Source organism: Flavobacterium sp. (assembly GCF_044339515.1).
Taxonomy (GTDB): Bacteria; Bacteroidota; Bacteroidia; order Flavobacteriales; family Flavobacteriaceae; genus Flavobacterium.
Map to the genome: position 1 here is coordinate 1 of NZ_JBIIVK010000054.1, position 21,611 is coordinate 21,611.

Consider the following 21,611-nt stretch of genomic DNA (forward strand, 5'->3'; position numbering starts at 1 on the left):
AATTGGTCGATTGTTCGGGTGGCAAGTTTTTTCGTATATCGATTTTATATTCTTGTTCGGCAATATCAATCATCATATCAAAAATAATAGCTTTCTTATCGGCAACAAAAGCTTGTTGTTCTAAAAAAGCTTTTTGCTTTTCTAATAACTTGACTTGAGCCTCAAGTTCCATTATTTTTTGTTCTGGAGATTTTGACATATTTAAAGGGGTTTGATTCTCCCAATCAAAGTTATCAAATTTTCTGAGCCAACCCAAAACAGTTCCATGACTTTGAATACCATATTGTTTTCGTATTTGGGTAATTGTAGATTTTCCTTGCTCTATTTCTTGAACAATTTGAAGCTTTAAAGACATCGAGTAGTCTTTCTGGGTTCGCTTAACATAGCGATTTTCTTGAAGGTTTTCCATAACGATGAAGTTTGTGTATCGCTATTTCAGGACAAGACAATAAATTTAAAAAAAAGACTGTCATCCAATTTGACAGTCTTTTTTTAGCTAAAAGTATTTTAAAGGAATCAGTAAACAATTGCCCCTACTTTAAAAAGATTTTGGCCTCTTTCTAAGAGAATTTTTTTGTAATCTTCTTCAAAAAAATCATTAATATAGTCCCAATCACTTGCATTCATACTTCCAGTTCCATACAAATCTAAATTTTCAATAATTTTAAAGGTGCAAATTTTTTCAATTCTATCAGTGAATTTTGTTAAATCTTTTCGTAAAATTAGTATCCCATAGTTTCCTAAAATATTTGGTTTTATATTTGGGTAGAAAGACCATATCTTTTCATTTTCTGCATCTGAATAAGGAAGATAATTAGTAATCCGGGTAATAGCTCCGAAAAAATCACATTCTAAAACTTCAGCAACTGTTGGAACTCTTTTGCTGTTATAATTCAAGCATGAAAAAATATAATAATGTGGAGATCTTTCTATTTCTCTTTTTGTACATATAAAAACTCTATAGAAACCATTATTCAAATTAAATGCTAATACATCACCTATGCTTATTTTATCTAACTTTTTCATTTAAATTTATTTTTAATACTTTTCTAAAATAATTTCACGTAGATAATGATAAGATAATTCTTACTATAAATTTATGATAGACAAAAAACAAAAGGCAATCAATTCAATAGTTAATTCAGTAAAAATTTAACATTTTGAAGAATAATAAAAATAAATTTTTATTATTAAACAGTGTCCAAATTGACAGTCTTTTTTTTATCCCAACCATTCTTTAAAATCATTTACCCGCTCACGGCTAACGATTACTTCGTCGGCTTTGTAAGTGGGCAAAACTACTTTTAGTCGCGAATTACTATACACCACAATATCTTTAATTGTTTTTAAAGGAATGATGAATTTTCGACTCACTCTGAAAAAATCTTTCGGGTTTAATTCTGATTCTAATTGTTCTAATGTCACATCCAACAAATAATCACGGTTGTCAATCGTGTGAAGATATGTGCCTTTGTTTTCACTGAAAAAACATTCCACTTCCTCGATTGAAATCATTTTCAAATGTTCGCCTACTTTGATAGTAAAACGTTGTTTATATGTCTTTTCAGTAGGATTTACGAGCATACGTTTGATTGCTTCAAAGTCTAAAGTTGATATACTGCTCTTTTGAAATTGATTTTTGAATTTTGTTATTGCAATTTCCAAATCTTCTTCATCAATTGGTTTTAGCAAATAATCAATACTGTTTAATTTAAAGGCACGTAACGCATATTCATCAAATGCTGTAGTAAATATAACAGCACTTTTGATTTCAATCTTTTCAAAAATTTCAAACGATAAACCATCTGATAATTGTATATCTAAAAATATTAAATCCGGATGCTCATTGAAATGAAACCAATGTAAAGCTTCTTCCACAGAATGCAAAAGCGTTTCTACTTGCAATCCTAATTTTTCAACCTTGCGTTGCAGCAATCGAGCAGCCGGTTTTTCGTCTTCAATGATTATTATTCTCATGATTTAAGGGTAATCGGTTAAAGGTAGTGCTTAATCGAAATTTCTAGTTCTAAACCTGATTAGAAGCGAATCGAAAACTTGAAATATATTTATTCCCATTTATTATTTTTCTCTTTTTCCATGATTTCTTTTATTTTTCGTTCTTCCCAATCATTTCCTAAAAACCATTGCGGGACAAAAACCGAAAATGCATGAGCAACAAGTCCGATTCCCCAAAAAAAGGCTGTCATAAAATTTTTAAACTGAAAATAGGATTCCCCGGGAGCTAAATCTTGAATATTTACCACGATAATCATCATGTTTACCACTAAATAAACAATTGAATGTGTGTAAAACCCTTTCACTTTTTGAACTCTTTTCTTTGCTTCTTGGTATTTAATTTCGTCTTGAATATTCATAATTATAGTTTTATAAATTCGTATTTTTTCTTTGTTCCTCGTCAATAAATTCTTTTATTTTTTTTTCTTCCCAGTTTTTACTGAAAAGTGTATTAGTTCCAAAAACGCCGATCGCGTGACCAATCAACCCTACACCCCAGCCGGTCAAGGGATAAATAAACCATAAATGCTCGGGTGAATACTTTAGGTTTAAATAAACCAATAAAGAAATAACCAATACATAACACAACAAATGAATATAGAATCCCTTGATTTCCTTTACGTGTTTACTTGCTTTTAAGTAGCTTTCATATTCTGATTTCGTTTCCATACTCATACTTATTAATTCCAATTGTTTTTTTGTTTAGAATCTTTCTCCAATATCTCTCGAATTTTACGTTCTTCCCATGATTTACCATAACCAAAAGTTTCCAAAGCATGAAAAACAACTCCTAACCCCCAACCCAACATCGGGAACCAAAACCATTGGAAATTTGAAGTATTCAGGTTAATGATTATTAATACCGGAATAACCACACAATAGGAAATTAAATTTCCATAAAAACCTTTTAAGTTTTCTACTCGTTCTTTAGCTCGCGTGTAAGCCATATTTTCATTATATTTTGTTTGCGTTTCCATAATTGTAATTTGTTTTGTTAAAATGGGTAATAATACTTTAAATGCATTTTCATTTTCCTCTACCAACACATTTCGTTTGGTCAGAATAGCATAGCGATTCACTATGTTTTGTAGTCCTACTCCTTTTCTGTCGGACAACACTTCTTTCTTTTGTAAATTATTTTCAACTACTAAAAAATTATTTTCAATGTAAATTTTAATATGCAATGGCTTGCTTTCGCTCACAACATTGTGTTTGATGCAATTTTCTAATAATAGCTGCAATGATAATGGAACTACTTTGGCTTCCTCATTAGAAAAATCAGTAGGCAAATCATATGTAATGCTATTTTCAAACCGCATTTTCAAGAGATTCATGTAGGTTTTAGCGAAATTTAATTCTTCTTGAACAGAAACCAGCTCTTTGTCTTTTTGTTCTAAAACATAACGATAAATTTTAGACAATGAAGTGGTAAACTTTTGAGCACTTTCCGGATTTTCTTCAATCAATGAACTCAACACATTTAAACTATTAAACAAAAAATGGGGATCGATTTGATTTTTTAAACTTTCAAACTGTGCCGAAGCTGTTCCTGCAATAACCTTTTGTTCTTTTACTTTGTTTTCTTGATACGCTTTATAAAAATAAAAAGCGTGAATTCCCAGAGTTATAATAAGCGTGATCACCATCGCCACGATATAATTGGAAGGATTTTCGGCGGATAAAAATTCGTTTAGCGATTTCTTTTCAATAATTACATCTTCAACTATTCGCATTAAAAAGATAACAATCATTGAGACCATAAAAGAAGCTATTCCTCCGATGATTATACGCTTTCGATTAAATCGATTGTCTTTGAAAAAATAATCCAACTTACTAAAAACAAAACTATTAGCAAAGTATAAAGAATATCCGTATAACATGGTATAACCAAAATGGACAAGCAAGTTTAAATCAAAATCAATGGTTCCTACCGTTAATAGTCGTATAAAAACTAACACTACAAAAACAGCGATATTAATCCACGTTGCTCTGGGAAATTCTTTGATATACTTTTGCATAATTATTGTTGTTTACAGTCTTTTGCAACTTCTTTTGCTCTGTCTAATCCCCATTTTGGGTGAAAAACCGTTTGAGGTTTAAAAGTAGCAAAAAGTTCGATTGCTTTGTCAATTTGGGCACAGATTGGTTTGATATCTGTTCCAAAAAATCGAGCAGAGCCCATTTCAAATTCAGCTTTACTAAGCACTACTCGGGGATTATTAGGCTCAATTTGTTCTGCTTTTCCATACAATTCCATAACTTTTCCCGATAATTTCATGCCGTTGGTCATTGGGTCAAAAGCAATCCAGGCAGTATGAATCATGGCTTGCATGACTAATAATTCAGCATTGTTTGGGTATTTATTTAATTCAACATCTAATGCTGACTGTGCTTTGGTAAGCAATGCGTTCATTTGATCTTTATCTTTTGTTGAAAAAGCCGTTGTGGTATTCACTAAAGCCACATAATAATTAGGCAACCAACTTTCCTTTTCTGCTGAAGCAATGCGTTCAAACATGGCCGATGCTTCATTGTTTTTTCCTTCTCCCCAAAGAGCGAATGCTTTTCCCATTCCTTGCTCAAACTGACCTTGTGAAAATAATTGTGAAGTCACAAGTAAAACGATGGTAATGATAATTTTTGTCATGATTTTAGATTTTTATAGTTATTTTTTTGTTTTCGTTTATTTTAAATTTTGCATCTGAATATTTTGGTGGTCCCATGAAACCTTTTGCTCCGTTTGAACAAGCATAGTCTTCTTTCGGAATACCAAACCATCCTGTTTCTAATTTTCCGTTTTCGTTTTCATCATGAAATAAGGAAATCGCAAATTCGCCTGAGGGTAAATGATCGAATTCCACAACTGCTTCATTGTTTGAGATAGAAACAACTTTTCCAAAATATACTTTTCGTAAAAAGTTCTTTTCGCCTTGATACAAACCAACTACAACTTGGCCTTTATTGTTTTTCAATCCTTTTACCTGAACCGTTAGTTTGTTTTGAGTAAATGCATGGCTACTAAAGCACAAAATCATCATAAATAGTAATTTTTTCATATCGTGTTAATTTATAGGTTTATTGATTATTGATGAGTCAAATTTCGTTTGAAAATCATCATTTTAAAAAAGAGTTTGACTGAATTGTTGATTTTTGAGGATGAACTGTTTTTTTAAGGTACTAAGGCACTGAGGTTCTAAGGTGCTGAGTTAATTGTCATTTAAAAACCTTAGTTCCTTAGAGCCCTAGTAACTCAGAACCTATAGATTCTCCAACTGATTCGTTTTCTTATTATCACTAATCGTCCAAAAGAAACCAACAAAAAAGAAACGGTCGGCGGGTTGTCCAATAGCTCTTCGTTGAAATTGACCATTGATATCCGGTGAATTGGCATATTGATATCCAAATACATTATCCGTTCCAATGATATTAGAAACCGAGAAATACAAAATCTTTTGTTGTGAAAGCAGATACGCCCAGTTGAAACTCAGATTTTGAAAAGCTTTGGTTTTTCCGTTCATGAATTCCAATTCATTTGGATTGTTATACGGACGACCTGAATTAACTATGTAGGTGAATCCAATTTGTGATTTCCAATCTTCAATCCAATGTTTTGTAACGATTGACAAGGTATGATCCGCAACAAAACTAGGAGTGACTTGGCTTGGGAAATTCAAATAATCACGTTCAGTATCGATGTATGAATACGAAACCCAGTATTCAGTGTTTTTGAACGTTTTATTATCTCGCCAAAAAATATCAAGTCCCTTTGCAAAACCGGATCCTTCATTGGTAAAAACGGAATTGAATTGAGCTCCATTCGTATCAAATTTCACCAAATCATCGTATTTTTTATAATATGCTTCAGCTCTAAACAAACGTCCATCCTTATTATGTTGAAAATTCAAGATATAATGACTTGCTTTTTCCGATTCAAAATCATCAGAATATTTGATGTTATCAGCTCTTGGCGTTTGAACAAAGTCTCCATAAGCGAAAGAAAATTGTCCGTTTTTTGAAATTTTATAAGCAAATGAAGCTCTTGGTGAAAGTCGGAATTCATCCAACAAACTGTTTTGTGAAGCCCTTGCTCCTATTTTCATCGCTAACTTTTTACTAAAGAAAATATCTGATTCTGCATAAGCCGCTGCAATTGAATTTTGATAACCAACGTTGAACGATTGACCTTCAAATTCAGTAAATTCTTCATCAAAATCAGTCACAAAATAATCCGCTCCGGCTGTGATTTTGATTCTTTCCGTAATTTTCTTTCCCACTTTCATTTTTAAATGAATAGCATTTTCGTCATTTTTCACTTGATTTGAATTGATTCCGATTTTGTTTAATCCCAATCCATAACTCACTCCAGTATGCAAATTCCAATTTTCGCCGAAAGTTCCTTTGTACGAAGCATTTCCATAAAAATTATCGTTTCGTAAATCAAAACGCACTTTCTCGGGTTGATTGATATCTTCCTCATTAATATCAAATTGAGCCACATCAAAAGCTCCATATACTTTCAATAAGCCGTTTTTAAACTGATAACGATAAACCAATTCTCCTGCTAACGATTGATACGGTTTATTCCAATCTACTGCTTGTGGAACTAATTTTTGATAGGGCTCCAAGTTGATATACGCAGCATTAAACGTCAACGAATTTTTATTCCATTTTTGCGTATTTCCGATTCCTAATCCAACCGTCATTAATGAAATATCGGTTTGCTCTTGAATAGGTTCATCAATGGTATTTAAAGTCAATACACTTGAAAGTGCTTCACCAAATTCGGCACTGTAACCTCCTGTTGAGAACGAAACTCCGTTAAATAAAAATGGTGAAAAACGTCCGCGAGTGGGCAAATTTTGAGCCGTTGCTCCATAAGGCTGAGCCACTCGAAGTCCATCCACAAACGTTTGGGTTTCATCGGCTTCACCACCACGAACGAATAATCGACCGCTTTCACCCACTGTTTGAGTTCCCGGTAAGGTGTTTAACGCTCCGATAATATCTCCGGCTGCACCGGCAGTGGTAACAACATCTAATGGTTTAAGCACAGAAACACGGGCTTTATCACCGGCTTCAAACGTTCCGGCTGTCACAATTACAGCATCTAAAGTATTGACACTTTCTCTGAGTTTGATGGTTTGATTTTTGAAATTGGAAACCTCAATTTGTTTTTTGAATGTTTCACATGAAAGAAAACTAACCACTATTATTTTAGTTCTGGTTTCTGAAGTTGAAAAGGTAAAATTTCCATTTTCATCGGATGAAGTTCCGTCATACGTTCCTTCTAAATAAATGTTTGCTCCTGGAATGGCGATACCTTTTTCATCGGTAATTTTACCTGAAACTTCGGTTTGAGCATAACTTTGCATCGCTAAGATAAAAAGTAAAAAAGTAATAATAGTTTTCATTTCGTTTGATTTTGATGAGACAAAGTTGCTTCAAACTAGATTATTTTAAAATTGAATGTTACTGAAATGTGAAAATTAAGGGATGAATTGTAAACCTATTCACTTTTTTGTAACTTTACATCAATAAGTTTTTTATGAAAAAAACAATTTCAATACTATTTCTTTTATATCTCTCACTTGTTTTTAGCCAAGAAAACAAAGTCGATTCTTTTAGCATTGGACTCTTAGAGTCAACAAAAGTTGAAGCGTTAGATAAAAATGAGAATCACAAAGTCATATTAAAACAACAAATCACAGAATTTCAAAAACAATTGAAAACGTTTGATGATTTACAAAATAAAATTCCAAAAATAACTTTCAGTAAACAACACTTTTTTTATACAAGAAATGATTTTATGGGTGTATATAACCTTTATAATTCTGTTAATGGTGAAGTGCGATTATACCAAAGTTATTTTCACTATAATGATTTTATGCCTACTTGTTTTATGTCGGGTCCGTTAAGTAATGGTGATGCAGGAGATTTTGTTGGAGCTATTATTAAGTCTATACTTTCTGACATGGATTTAAAATTAAAAGTTGGCAAACGACACACATTCACTTTTTTTTAATGAACCCAAAAATCCAAATCACCAAAACCGAATTACTTTCCGACAATTGGTATTTACTTAACAAAGTTACTTACGAATTTACTCCTGAAAACGGCGAACCCGAAATCCAACGCAGAGAAGTATATGATCGCGGAAATGGTGCTGCGATTCTATTGTACAACAGAGAAAAACAAACGGTTATTTTAACCCGTCAATTTCGATTACCCACATTTTTAAACGGAAACGAAAGCGGAATGATGATTGAAGTTTGTGCCGGATTGTTAGACGAAAAAAATCCGGAAGACTGTATCAAACGCGAAACCGAAGAAGAAACCGGTTACCGCATTCAAGACGTCAAAAAAGTATTTGAAGCCTATATGTCGCCAGGAGCTGTCACAGAAATTTTATACTTTTTCACAGCCGAATACCAACCCGAAATGAAAGTGAGTGAAGGCGGTGGATTAGCTACTGAACACGAATACATTGAAGTGTTGGAAATCGATTTTAACCAAACTTTGGAAATGGTATATAACGGTGAAATTAAAGACGCGAAGACGATAATGTTGTTGTTACATGCAAAAAACCGTCAGCTTTTGTAATCTAAAATCTTATCAACAATTCACAAATCTTCCCACATAAATCGTAAATAATCGTTACTTTTGCCTTCCGTAAAAATGCAACGAAGATGATTTACAAATTACGAGTAATACTCGACAACGAAGACGATGTTTTTAGAGATTTAGCCATCGAAAACACGGATACTTTAGAAGATTTACACAATTCCATTGTGAATGCTTTTGGCTTTGACGGAAGTGAAATGGCTTCCTTTTACACCTGTGATGACAACTGGAATCAAGAAGATGAAATTCCGCTTTTTGATACAGGCGATGTTCCCGGCGAAATGCGAATTATGAGCGATTTATCGTTGGAAGATATGCTGTATGAAAAGCAAACCAAAATCATTTATGTATATGATTTTCTGAATATGTGGACGTTTTTGGTTGAATTAGCCGCCATCGAAGAAAGACAAATTGGAGCCACTTATCCGGAATTGTTGTTCTCACACGGATTAATGCCTATTGGTGCCAATGACCCGACTTTTGAGGCCGATGAAGATTCTTTATTTTCTGAGTTTGAAGACGATTTAGACGAAGACGATTTGGATATGTTTGAAGGCGGGGACGATTCTTTTGAAGATTTTGGGTTTGAGGAGAATTGGAATTAATGTTAAGGTACTGAGTTACTAAGGTTCTTAGGAACTAAGGTTTGGAAATGTTGCTAAAATTGTATTCATTTATAATTCAATTATAAACCATACAATTTTTATTATGAGCAAATTCAAAGACCTTTTGATTTGGCAAAAAGCCATGAACTTAGTTACCGACATTTACAAATTCACTAGATTATTTCCAAAAGACGAGCAGTTTGGATTAACTTCACAAATTAGAAGAAGTTCCATTTCAATTCCCAGTAATATTGCTGAAGGTTATGGAAGACAAGGGAAAAATGATTATTTAAAATTCCTTAATATAGCCTTGAGTTCTTTATTTGAAATGCAAACCTAAATTGAGATTGCAAAAAATATTGACTATTTAAATGAAAATGAATTTAACATTCTACATGAAAAATCTAGAGAAGTAGAACGAATGTTAGTTTCATTTATCAACAAAATTAAAGACCTAAAATAAAACCTTAGAACCTTAGTGCCTCAGCACCTTAGAACCTTATGATAAATTTATTCAACGCCCACATCGAATCCCTTTCCATCCACCGAGTTGGAAACAAAAGCCGTAACGAGGCTATTTTTTTATCGGAACATCCATATCAAACCAATGACGAAATTACACCGTTGTTGAAAGAGTTTTTCCTAAAGTCGTTCCGTGAGAAAGAAGAAAACTATTATCAATTTGCTCATGAAGTAGATTTAGGATACAATGATATGTTCAAATTGGCTTCAGAAGTTTTTGAAAATCCGGCCAACATTCACGATATTTCTAAGAAAATTACGAAACATCTTTTTGAACAATCCAACCATCCGCATATTAAAAATGGTGAGGTTTATGTTGCTCACTTTTCGCATCTTACCATAGATAATAATCAAGTAGATGCCTTGGGTATTTTTAAAAGTGAGTTACAATCTGACTTTTTACAATTTGAAGAAAAAGGGACGAATTTAGAAATGTTGCTTCAACACGGTATCAATTTGAATAAACTGGATAAAGGTTGTTTGATTTTCAATTACAAAAAAGAGGAAGGCTATAAAATTCTAACCGTTGACAGTAATCGATATGATGCTCGTTATTGGTTGGAACATTTTTTAAGCGTAGATGCTTTTCAAGATGAAAATTTTATCACTAAAAAATACTTGAAATTCTGTCAAGATTTTGCAAAAGATGTTGTATTTCCTGCGGAAGACAAAAAGCAAGAAGTGATGTTTATGAATCGTTCGGTGAATTATTTTGCTAAGAATGATGAGTTTGAAGAAACCAATTTCTTGAATGAAGTCATGGATAATCCCGATTTAATTCCTGAATTTAAAAGTTATAAAGTTGATAAAGGTGAAAAATACAGCATCGAAGATGTCACCAACTTCCCGATTGCCAATGCAGCTGTTTCTGATGCCCGAAAGAAAATTAAAAACGTAATTAATTTGGACACTAACATTCAAATTAAACTCGATTTCATCAACCCCGAAAGTGCCGAAAAATTTGTAGAGAAAGGCTGGGACGAAGAAAAGCAAATGTATTACTACTTAGTTTATTTTAATAAAGAACAAAAATCTTAAATCACAAATCCTCAATTAGTTAACTGATTGAGGATTTTTTTTATTTGTAATCTTTTACCTCTTAATGTGTAAATTTTCAGTTTCTTATCGACTTTTTTTTGTTTTTTGTGTTTTATTGAGTAAGTTTCCCTTGCCACAATTTAAATACCACACTTATGAAAACCTACACAACCAATCCGTCCGTTTCGGGCACTTCCGTTATTTGCTCCATTTTGGGGCACAAATTTCGATCAACCAGAAAAATTACCAACCATTTTAGCGAATACCAATGCCGCTGTTGCGGAAAAAAAATGACCGAAGACACGAGAGGTCGCCTGATTTCGTTGACACCCGAATTGCAAGACATTAATGAAACATTGAATATGATTTTCAAAAGAAGACAAATTCAATTATAAAATTCAAAAAATTAGGTTTTTCAAGAACATTCGTAACAAAATGGTAACTTAGTCGTCCTATCTGTAACGACTAAACAAATTATCTTGGAAACTATTCTCACCATTGAAAATCTAAACAAACGATTTGGAGCGGTTCATGCGGTTAAAAACGTATCACTTGAAATCAAAAAAGGAAATGTTTACGGAATTCTCGGTCCAAACGGTAGCGGAAAATCGACTACGTTAGGTATTGTATTGAATGTTGTGAACAAAACATCCGGAGAATACCGATGGTTTGGCGGAACGATGGAAACGCACGAAGCTCTCAAAAAAGTAGGAGCCATCATTGAACGTCCAAATTTTTACCCCTACATGACTGCCCAAGAAAATCTGGAATTGGTTTGTAAAATCAAAGGAGCATCTTACAACAAGGTCGCAGAAAAACTAGAAGTTGTTGGCCTTTTAGATAGAAAAGACAGCAAATTCAAAACTTTTTCGTTGGGAATGAAACAGCGTTTAGCGATTGCTTCTGCCCTACTAAACGACCCTGAAATTTTAATTTTAGATGAACCTACTAACGGATTAGATCCGCAAGGAATTCGTCAGATTCGCGATATCATCAAGACCATTGCTTCGCAAGGAACTACTATTTTATTGGCTTCGCACCTTTTGGACGAAGTGGAAAAAGTGTGTAGTCACGTGTTAGTTTTACGCAAAGGAGAAATTCTATATTCCGGAAAAGTAGACGGAATGATTTCCAACGAAGGCTTTTTTGAACTTCAATCAGATAACTTAAATGAATTAGAATCAGCTTTACAAAATCATCCCGCCATTGAAAAAATGGAGTTGGAAGAAGGCAAATTGGTTGTTTATTTAAAATCTTCTTTGGAAGCAAAAGACATGAATAAATATTTAGTAGATAAAGGAATTTACCTCAACCATTTAGTTAAACGAAAACACAGTTTAGAAGAACAGTTTTTACAATTGACCAACAAAAACTAAACCGATCACCTATTACCATTAACCAATCACCTTTCTCATGACAAGACTTCTCCAAATAGAATTTCAAAAAATATGGAAAAACAAAGCCAGTAGGGTTTTAACGATTGCTTATTTTGTGATACTTTCGTTCATTGCCTTAATCGCTTCCATCAAATTTAATATTGGAAATTTTGAATTGCGAATTGCCGAGCAAGGCATTTTCAACTTCCCGTATATTTGGCATTTTAACACGTATATTGCTGCTATTTTAAAATTTTTCCTTGCTATTGTTATTGTTTCAATGATGGCAAATGAATATACTTACGGCACCTTAAAACAAAATTTAATTGATGGTTTCAGTAAAAAAGAATTCATTCGATCTAAATTTTTAACCGTTTTGGTTTTTGCCTTGGCATCAACAGTATTTGTTTTCATTATGTCACTTTTGTTAGGATTGAGTTTTTCATCGTATAATGAAGTTGGTATTGTTTTTTCAGATTTAGAATACATTCTAGCCTACTTTTTAAAACTAACTGCCTTTTTCTCTTTCTGTTTATTCCTTGGAATACTAGTAAAAAGATCGGCTTTTGCAATCGGATTTTTGTTTGTATGGAATATTATCGAAGGTATCATTATTGGTGTAATGAAATGGAGAATTTTCAAAAATTCTGATACAGCTGATACTATCGCTCAATTTTTACCCTTAGAATCAATGTCTAATTTGATAAAAGAACCATTCACTCGTTTAAGCGTAATCAAAAATATAGAGGAAACCATTGGCGGACAAGCAAATAGTAAAGATTATGGTGTTCATTGGTATTCGATGCTCATCGTAGTTTGTTGGATTGTTATTTTTGTGTTAATGTCGTATAAAATTCTTCAGAAAAGAGATTTGTAGTATCTTTGCAAACGCTATGAAGTTTGCCAAAAACATTGCCTTTTTACTGATTACGATTGCTTTCACACAAAGTAGTTATTCACAATATATTCAGGTGGATGACAACCGAACTGTTGAAGATTTAGTAGAAAACATTCTCATCAATTCCTCTTGTGCCAATGTCTCTAACATTTCAGTTTCAGGTTGGGCATTTACGAGTGGAAACAGTTATGGCTATTTCAATTCATCCGGCACTTCATTTCCGTTTGAAGACGGTGTTATTATTTCAACCGGAAGAGCTGCCTCTGCGGTTGGTCCAAATGGAAACCTGCTCAGCGAAGGTCCTACCAGTTGGCCCGGTGATAATGATTTGCAAAATGCAATTAACGAAAACAACACCATCAACGCTACGGTCATTGAGTTTGACTTTCTTCCGTTTGCCAACAAAGTAAGTTTTGAATATATTTTTTCTTCCGAACAATATTTGTCCAATCCGAGTCCGAACCAATGTAATTTCTCTGATGGTTTTGCTTTTTTGTTAAAGGAAGCCAGTTCATCCGATTATACAAATTTAGCTGTTGTTCCCGGCACAAACATTCCTGTAAAAATTCCAACTGTTCGCGGTTCGGGAACCATTTGTCCGCCTGCTAACGAAGAATATTTTGATGCGTTCAATGGATTTGAACATCCCACCAATTACAATGGTCAAACCAAAATTTTAAAAGCTGAAAGCAGTGTTGTACCCGGCGTTTTATACCATATTAAATTAGTTATAGCTGACCAAGGAAATAATTTATATGATTCGGCAATTTTTTTAGGTGGCGGAAGTTTTACCGTTGAAACCGATTTGGGTGTAGACCGACTCATTTCTACAGGAAATCCGCTTTGTCCGGATGAAACTTTATTATTAGACGCTACCAATTCAACTGCTATTGGTTATAAATGGTTTAGAAATACGATTGAATTAATTGGTGAAACCGGTCCAACTTTGTTGGTAGATGAATTTGGAATTTATAAAGTGGAAGTCATTTTCAATGCAACCTGTTCTTCTTTTGGCGAAATTGAAATTGAATACAGTACAAATCCTTTACCGGACGACACTACTTTAACACAATGTGATTCAGACGGCGATGGTTTTGCATTGTTCAATTTAAACGATGCAAATGATGGTGTAATTGGTTCAAACACAAACGTAGGTTCTCCTTTTTATTACCTCACGCAAACGGACGCAGAAAATGCACAAAATCCAATTGCTAATTTTTCGTCTTTTCAAAACACACTTGTAAACCAAGTTATTTATGCCCGATTGCAAAATAATTTTGGTTGTTTTGGTGTTTCGGAAGTGACACTTTCTACGTCAACCAGCACAGTAACAATTTCACCATTTGCAGTTTGCGATAGTGATGATGAACAAAATGGAATCACAGCAATCGATTTAAATAATGAAATTTCACCTACTATATTATCAAATTTCACACCTGGCTTAGTTGTAAATTATTATCCAACAGAAGGAGATGCACAGATTCAAATAAATCAAATCGCTTCTCCCTACACTAATTTAACAGCTTTTCAGGAAATAATTTTTGCGAGAATTACCGATGGAGTAAGCTGTTTTGGAATTATTCCAATTACTGTAAACATCAAAACATTTGAACCAACAAATTTTGAAGACGAAACTCTTTTTTTATGTGAAAATGATTCGTTAATTATTGGTGTAGATGATATTTTTGAAAGCTATGTTTGGAATAATGGAGAAACAACTCCGGAAATTGTAATTAATCAAGCCGGAACTTACACGGTAACTGTTGCTAATACGGGTGGTTGCTTAGCTCAAAAGACATTTTTAGTTACTGCTTCGGGTCCGGCTACCATAACATCGGTAATAATTAAGGACTTTGCAGACAGCAATAATACTGTTGAGATCAATTATACCGGTTTGGGAAATTATGTTTTTTCATTGGATGGAAGTTTTTTTCAAGATAGTCCAATCTTTACGAATGTAAGTGCAGGTGAATATTCCATTACCATTAATGATTTAAATGGTTGCGAGCCTACTTTTGAATCAATAGTTGTGTTAGATTACCCCAAATTCTTTACCCCTAATGGCGATGGTATCAATGATTATTGGAAAATTGAAAACTTAAATCAACCTGGTGCAAAAATTTTTATCTTCAATCGTTATGGAAAATTGTTGAAACAAATTGGCTCCAATGGTGTCGGTTGGGACGGAAACTTTTCGGGTTCTCCCCTACTAGCCTCAGATTATTGGTTTATTTTGTATCTGGAAGACGGAAGAATCATCAAAGGACACTTCGCACTAAAAAGATAATTCATTATCTTTGTTATCCTTTGAAAAAGAACATGAAAAAAATTGCTTTATTTTTTCTCCTACTTACTTTAAATTGTTTTGCTCAATTTAGTAAGACACACTATATACCACCAATAACGGGAACCAATCAACAACCGATTCAAAATCAATACATTTATATTTCATCTCCAAGTTTAACCCCTGTAAATTTTACAATAAATCCAATTGGAGGTACAACTATAAATGGTACAGTTTCCAGAGATGTACCCTTTGTTTATACTATCGGATTTGGGGAAAGCACACCTTTGTTTGTGCCGGCAACGAACTTGAATAGTGTTTTTGCTAATAAAGGTTTTATCATTGAAGCGGAAGACCAGATTTATGCCGCTGTCCGTTTTACGGCATCTTCAGCAAGCAATCAAGCAACCGGAATCGTCTCTAAAGGCTTAGCAGGATTGGGAACTCAATTTAGAATTGGGGCATTTACAAATACCGGCTTATCAAATTCGGGATACACTAACAATCACTTGACCTTTATATCCATTTTGGCAACTGAAAACAATACAACAGTTTCATTTAGTGACATTAAACCTGGTGTACAATTAATTAATAATGCAGGAGTTGGTAATAATCCGGGTAATATTTTATTAAATCGCGGGGAGAGTTTTGTTATGGGTGTAACGGGACCTAACTTCTCCAATCGAGATGGATTAATTGGAGCGTTGGTAAGTTCTGATAAACCAATTGTGGTTAATTGTGGTTCATTTGCTGGTACAAACGGAAATGTTGATAACAACTTAGATGTAGGAATTGATCAAATTGTTTCTGTTGAAAGAACAGGAACTGAATATATTTTTGTGCGAGGTTTCGGAGATAATCTAACAGAAAAGGCTTTAATTGTTGCTCACGAAGACAATACAGAGGTCTCTATTAATGGCACTTTAGCACAAATTATAAATGCCGGTGAATATTTAGCTATTGAAGGTGGTTTTTATAGTGCTCAAGGAAATATGTATGTGCAAACCTCAAAAAATGTTTTTGCCTATCAAGGCGTTGGAGGTGCGATACAAGCCAATCAAGAAATGTACTTTGTTCCACCCCTAAGCTGTCAAACCCCAAAAATTATTGACAATATTCCGCTAATCAATTTAATTGGAAGCATATCCTATACCACAAACAGCGGAATTAATATTGTTACAGAAACCGGAGCTGACTTAAATTTTATAGTTAATGGAACCAATTATACCTTAACAACTCTACCTGCCGGAATTAATGTGCAAGGTCCATTTTCAATTATAGGGAATACTAACTATGAAACTTATCAAATTGTTGGACTGACCGGAAACATTTCTGTTTTTTCTACCAAACAATTGTATCTTTCGTACTTTGGGTCTAATTCAGCAGCAACATATGGTGGCTATTATTCTGGTTTTACCTTCAAACCCGAAATTTCTTTTGATCGACTCGATATTAATTCTTCGAATTGTATTCCAAACGTTAACTTATCCATTAACACTCTTTCTCCATTTGATACTTATCAATGGTTTTTTAATGGAAATCCAATTTCAGGTGCAACAAATCCTGAATATACTCCTACACAACCCGGTTTTTATTATCTTTCTGCCACTGTAACAGAATGTGGAATTACTTTAATTTCTGATGAAATTCCTGTAAGTGATTGTCCTTTAGATACTGATAATGACAATGTAAATAACAATGTTGATCAAGATTTTGATAATGATGGCATTGCTAATTGTACGGAATCATTTGGTAACCAAGAAATTAATCTCAGTGATACCAGTATAGGGACTATAGCTATTGGAAATTATACTAATTCATTCACGGGTACAATTAGTACTGATGGTCCGGCTACGGCGGTAGCACAACCTCTTGTCGGAAATACAAACGGTGATTTTGTAATGCAACCCGCTAATGGGAAAGACAATTCTGTTTCCTATCGAATTGATTTTGCCCAGCCCATTAGTTTAGCGATGGAGTATGTGCTAACAGCAAATAATGCCGATTTATTATCCTCAACGGGAGAATTTATAATAGAGACTGCAGTTGATAAAACTATTACACTACTGAATCCTGACGGACAGTTGTTAGTAGACACCAATTATGACGGTATCTTTGAAAATGGTATTTTTGAATATTCATCATTCCAAATTCGTTTTCGATTGAATAGTGCAGTGCCACTTGCAGCAGGAACAGGTACGTTCAAATTCATGGTTAATTTAACTGATTTTATATCAATCACGCACAAAAATATTTCTGAAAACTCCTCAAAAGCTAGCTTCAAATTTATAACCACCTGTATTCCTAAAGATTCGGATGGGGATGGAATTGCTGACGCAATGGATTTAGATAGCGATAACGATGGGATTCCTGATAACATTGAAGCACAAGGAGAAAATTTTATAGCCTCCACCCCAATAGATTCAAATAATGATGGGATTAGTGATGCCTTTGGAGTTGGGCTCGTACCAATTGATTCGGATAGTGATGGAATTCCTGATTATTTGGATTTAGACAGTGACAATGATGGAATTTATGATTTAATTGAATCGGGTTCAAATGCTCCTGATGCTAATCAAAATGGTGTGATTGATGGTTCTAATTTTGGAACCAATGGCCTGTTTAATAATTTAGAAAGCGGTTCAAATAATGGTGTTTTAAATTATACTATCGCTGACACTAATGCAGATGGAATTCTAAACTATATTTCATTAGACAGTGATGGTGATCTGTGTAACGATGTCATAGAAGCCGGATTTACAGATGGAAACGGTGATGGACTTTTAGGTAACTCATCTTTTTCTGTTGATGCCAATGGACTGGTTTTGGGTTCGGGAGGTTACACGATTCCAAACTTAAATTATACGATTCCAGCACCTATTGAGATTACCGCTCAACCGACCAATCAAACAGCTTGTAATTTTCAAAATACAAGTTTTACCTTTACGGGAACCATTTCAGATAGTTATCAATGGCAACTTAGTGTTGACAATGGAACAAATTGGGCCAACATTTCAAACAATACAACTTACTCCGGAGCTACAACAGCAATATTACAAATCACAGGAGCTGTTAATACTATGAATAACTATCGTTATCGGGTAGTTTTAAATCGGATTGGAAATAGTTGTGGATTAATTTCTGATTCAGCTATATTAACAATCAATCCAACCCCCATTTTAACATCGCCAATATCAATCATTCAATGTGATAACGATGATACAAATAATGGTATTTCTGATGTAAACTTACTTCAAAAAAATGATGTCATCTCAGCCAATTTTGCAAATGAAACTTTTACCTATTTTACATCACAAATTGCTGCAGAAAATAATGATTCATCATTACAAATTACAAACCCGGTAGCTCATAATACGGGGAATTCCACTGTTTGGGTTAGGGTTGAAAATACATTAGGATGCTATGAAATTAGTCAAATTGATATTTTTGTTTCAGCTACACAAATACCGTCAAGTTTTCTCCGCACTTTTGCCAAATGTGATGACTTTGTTGATACTGCAAACGACGATAGAGATGGAATTTCCACTTTTGATTTTAGCAGTGTAACAACTGACTTGATAGGGATTTTACCGGCTTCAACCCCTTTTACAATCAAGTACTATGAAACAGAAGCAGACGCACTTGCAGAAACTGACAGTAACGGGAATTCACTGGAAATTACAAATAGTAGTAGTTTTAGAAATACAAATTCACCAAACTTTCAGCAAATTTGGGTTCGGGTAGAAAGTACTTTGGATAATGCTTGCTTTGGTCTGGGTCCGTATATAGAATTAACTGTTGAACCATTACCAATATTAACTTCTCTTTCAAATAAGATTGAATGTGATGATAATCAGGACGGACTGTTTCCATTTGATACTTCCTCAATTCTAACCGATTTACTTGGTACTCAAAATCCGAGTAATTTTATTATTACCTACTTTGATGAAAATAATACTCCTTTACCAAGCCCGTTACCAAATCCGTTTTTAACCGCTTCTCAGACGATTAAAATTGTAGTGACAAATGCAACTACGCAAGACCCGACCGGACCCTGCTCGGAGGAAACATCACTAACATTTATTGTAGATAAGCTACCCTTTATTGCCAATGTAATTCCTAACCAAATTAGCTGTGATAATGATAATGAAGAGGATGGTTTTTTCAGTTTTGATACTTCTTCATTTAATACTACTTTATTGGGAAGTCAAACCGGGATTATTATTACCTATTTTAACGAAAATGGAATTGAAATTAATCCGTTACCCGTTACATTTAGAACTAAAACGCAAACCATTGCTGCTGTTTTAACTAATTCTACCAATACAAGTTGTAGTGTTTCAACTACTATTAACTTTATAGTAAATCCATTACCTCAATTAGAGGAAGGTTTCAAGGAAATTATTTGTTTTGGGGTAGATGCTGTCACATTTGATGCCGGATTAACGGATGGTAACATTTCCGATTTTACATATCAATGGTTTAGAAATGATGTACTTATCCCAAGCGAGACAAATTATAACTTAACAGTTGATGAAGATGGAATTTATAAAGTGATTGTTACAAATACGTTTGGTTGTACACAAGAAAGAATCATCGAAATTGTTTACTCACAACCAGCCACTTTTGAAAATATTGTTGTGGTTGATTTAGTTGAAAATAACACAGTAACCGTTTTTGTAAGCGGTTCCGGAAATTATGTTTACAGCTTAGATTCTGAAAACGGACTTTACCAAACGGCTAACTTTTTTGAAAATGTCATTGCAGGAATCTATACCGTATATGTGAAAGATTTGAATGGCTGCGGTGTGGTGGAACAAGAAATTGCTGTTCTTGGAGTGCCTAAATTTTTTACTCCAAATGGCGATGGTTTTAATGACACTTGGAAAATAAGAGGAGCAAATGAAAAATATAATTTTAATTCCATTATTTATATTTTTAACCGATTTGGAAAGTTAATTAAACAAATTGGAACAACCGGTGAAGGTTGGGACGGGACTTACAATGGAAAACCACTACCATCGGATGATTATTGGTATTCGATAGAATTTGAAGATGGAAGAACAGCGAAAGGACATTTTTCTCTAAAACGATAACGATGAAAAAAGTATTCATATTAATTTTTATCTGTTTTAATTTAACAATAATAAATGCTCAAAAAAAATCCGTAAAATATGGTATTTTAGAGGTTTATGAAAACTATAAATCAGTTAATGTACAAGCTCGAAATATAGGTGTTTGGCTTCCTCAGAATTATTCGCCCAAGAAAAAGTATGCTGTTTTATACATGCACGATGGACAAATGCTTTTTGATTCCACTACTACTTTTAACAAAACCGAATGGGGAGTTGATGAATGTTTGACAAAACTGATGCGTGAAGGAAAAATAAAAAACACCATTGTTATAGGCATTTGGAATACAAAAGAAAATAGACATCAAGAATATTTTCCTCAAAAACCTTACGAGAGTTTATCAAAAGAAGAAAAAGAAAACGTTGGTGTTTCTTTGAAAAAAATTGGAATGTCTGCGGAGTTTACACCTTCCTCTGATAATTATTTAAAGTTTATTGTAGAAGAACTCAAACCTTTTATTGATTCTACCTATTCCACATTAATTGATAAAGAAAACACCTTCATCGCCGGTTCAAGTATGGGTGGGTTAATCTCTATGTATGCCGTTTGTGAATATCCAAACGTTTTTGGTGGTGCAGCTTGTTTATCAACGCATTGGCCGGGTACTTTTGAAGTGGAAAACAATCCGATACCTGAAATATTTTATAATTACTTAACTAATAATCTTCCAAAACCTAATCAAAATAAGTTTTATTTCGATTATGGTACTGAAGAATTAGATGCTTTGTATCCACCTTTACAAACCAAAGTGGATGCAATTATGAAATCCAAAGGATTTTCAAATGAAAACTGGATAACTCAAAAATTTGAAGGAGAAAATCACTCTGAAAATGCTTGGAAAAAACGGCTTCATATTCCTATGGAATTTTTGTTAAAAAGATAAAACCTCAATTTATCTCAAAAAATAACATTTCTGTCTTTTAAAAAAAAGTTATTAAAAAGAAATGTTAAAAAAATATACCTTCAATTGTTTTTAGAACCATGTTTATTGTTAATTTGATTGTCCGCAATTACCCATAATTAAATAAAAAGCCTTATATTTGATAAAAAAAAGCGATGAATTTATTCAGTTTTACGGCAAATTTTGGAAGTGAAGAAGCTTGTAGACTTCATTTTAA

The 21,611-nt window shown here is 33.5% G+C and carries 20 protein-coding genes; 11 read left to right on the plus strand and 9 right to left on the minus strand.

Features of this window, described 5'->3' with window-relative positions; all coding sequences use genetic code 11:
- The 9 genes from ACIQ0M_RS12960 to ACIQ0M_RS13000 all read right to left on the minus strand — a co-directional run.
- The coding region (locus ACIQ0M_RS12960) for a transposase (RefSeq protein ID WP_396152905.1) at positions 1–409 on the minus strand (409 nt) is incomplete at its 3' end.
- A 107-nt stretch (positions 410–516) separates the two neighbouring features.
- Positions 517–1,026 (minus strand): hypothetical protein, encoded by a 510-nt coding sequence (locus tag ACIQ0M_RS12965; protein WP_396152907.1) that lies wholly within the window; start codon positions 1,024–1,026, stop codon positions 517–519.
- Positions 1,027–1,221: 195 nt separating this feature from the next.
- Complete coding sequence (locus ACIQ0M_RS12970; RefSeq protein WP_396152909.1) at positions 1,222–1,977, minus strand: LytR/AlgR family response regulator transcription factor; 756 nt, start codon at positions 1,975–1,977, stop codon at positions 1,222–1,224.
- 89 nt (positions 1,978–2,066) lie between these two features.
- Positions 2,067–2,375, minus strand: coding sequence for a 2TM domain-containing protein (locus tag ACIQ0M_RS12975; protein WP_396152911.1), 309 nt, complete (start codon positions 2,373–2,375; stop codon positions 2,067–2,069).
- 10 nt (positions 2,376–2,385) lie between these two features.
- Positions 2,386–2,685, minus strand: coding sequence for a 2TM domain-containing protein (locus tag ACIQ0M_RS12980; RefSeq protein WP_396152913.1), 300 nt, complete (start codon positions 2,683–2,685; stop codon positions 2,386–2,388).
- A gap of 11 nt (positions 2,686–2,696) precedes the next feature.
- Positions 2,697–4,034: a 2TM domain-containing protein gene (locus ACIQ0M_RS12985; protein ID WP_396152915.1), complete on the minus strand. Its 1,338-nt coding sequence runs from the start codon at positions 4,032–4,034 to the stop codon at positions 2,697–2,699.
- A gap of 2 nt (positions 4,035–4,036) precedes the next feature.
- Entirely contained in the window at positions 4,037–4,663 is a 627-nt protein-coding gene (locus ACIQ0M_RS12990; protein WP_396152917.1) for a hypothetical protein, read from the minus strand.
- A gap of 4 nt (positions 4,664–4,667) precedes the next feature.
- Positions 4,668–5,072, minus strand: a complete 405-nt coding sequence (locus ACIQ0M_RS12995; protein ID WP_396152919.1) for a DUF2141 domain-containing protein — start codon at positions 5,070–5,072, stop codon at positions 4,668–4,670.
- 201 nt (positions 5,073–5,273) lie between these two features.
- A complete protein-coding gene (locus ACIQ0M_RS13000; protein WP_396152921.1) occupies positions 5,274–7,427 on the minus strand; it encodes a carboxypeptidase-like regulatory domain-containing protein in 2,154 nt (717 codons plus the stop codon).
- A gap of 134 nt (positions 7,428–7,561) precedes the next feature.
- Here ACIQ0M_RS13000 and ACIQ0M_RS13005 point away from each other — a divergent pair, with 134 nt between their 5' ends.
- The 11 genes from ACIQ0M_RS13005 (at position 7,562) to ACIQ0M_RS13055 (ending at position 21,376) form a co-directional block, all read left to right on the plus strand.
- Positions 7,562–8,038 (plus strand): hypothetical protein, encoded by a 477-nt coding sequence (locus ACIQ0M_RS13005; protein WP_396152923.1) that lies wholly within the window; start codon positions 7,562–7,564, stop codon positions 8,036–8,038.
- Positions 8,038–8,616 (plus strand): GDP-mannose pyrophosphatase NudK, encoded by a 579-nt coding sequence (nudK, locus tag ACIQ0M_RS13010; protein WP_396152925.1) that lies wholly within the window; start codon positions 8,038–8,040, stop codon positions 8,614–8,616. The genes ACIQ0M_RS13005 and nudK overlap by 1 nt, the downstream gene beginning before the upstream one ends.
- An 86-nt stretch (positions 8,617–8,702) precedes the next feature.
- Positions 8,703–9,242, plus strand: coding sequence for a hypothetical protein (locus tag ACIQ0M_RS13015; protein WP_396152927.1), 540 nt, complete (start codon positions 8,703–8,705; stop codon positions 9,240–9,242).
- Positions 9,243–9,345: 103 nt separating this feature from the next.
- On the plus strand, positions 9,346–9,582 hold the full coding sequence (locus tag ACIQ0M_RS13020) for a four helix bundle protein (protein WP_396152929.1): 237 nt from the start codon (positions 9,346–9,348) through the stop codon (positions 9,580–9,582).
- Between the two features lie 161 nt (positions 9,583–9,743).
- Complete coding sequence (locus ACIQ0M_RS13025; RefSeq protein WP_396152931.1) at positions 9,744–10,802, plus strand: nucleoid-associated protein; 1,059 nt, start codon at positions 9,744–9,746, stop codon at positions 10,800–10,802.
- 155 nt (positions 10,803–10,957) lie between these two features.
- Positions 10,958–11,197 (plus strand): hypothetical protein, encoded by a 240-nt coding sequence (locus tag ACIQ0M_RS13030; protein ID WP_396152933.1) that lies wholly within the window; start codon positions 10,958–10,960, stop codon positions 11,195–11,197.
- An 84-nt stretch (positions 11,198–11,281) separates the two neighbouring features.
- Positions 11,282–12,178 carry an ABC transporter ATP-binding protein gene (locus ACIQ0M_RS13035; protein WP_396152936.1) on the plus strand — a complete coding sequence of 299 codons (897 nt, stop codon included), beginning with the start codon at positions 11,282–11,284 and terminating at the stop codon, positions 12,176–12,178.
- 37 nt (positions 12,179–12,215) lie between these two features.
- The gene (locus ACIQ0M_RS13040) at positions 12,216–13,055 is read left to right on the plus strand and encodes an ABC transporter permease (protein ID WP_396152938.1); all 840 of its coding nucleotides are present in this window, start codon (positions 12,216–12,218) and stop codon (positions 13,053–13,055) included.
- A 16-nt stretch (positions 13,056–13,071) separates the two neighbouring features.
- Complete coding sequence (locus ACIQ0M_RS13045) at positions 13,072–15,363, plus strand: choice-of-anchor L domain-containing protein (protein WP_396152940.1); 2,292 nt, start codon at positions 13,072–13,074, stop codon at positions 15,361–15,363.
- A gap of 32 nt (positions 15,364–15,395) precedes the next feature.
- Complete coding sequence (locus ACIQ0M_RS13050) at positions 15,396–20,456, plus strand: T9SS type B sorting domain-containing protein (protein ID WP_396152942.1); 5,061 nt, start codon at positions 15,396–15,398, stop codon at positions 20,454–20,456.
- A gap of 2 nt (positions 20,457–20,458) precedes the next feature.
- Positions 20,459–21,376 (plus strand): alpha/beta hydrolase, encoded by a 918-nt coding sequence (locus ACIQ0M_RS13055; RefSeq protein ID WP_396152943.1) that lies wholly within the window; start codon positions 20,459–20,461, stop codon positions 21,374–21,376.
- Positions 21,377–21,611: the final 235 nt, after the last annotated feature.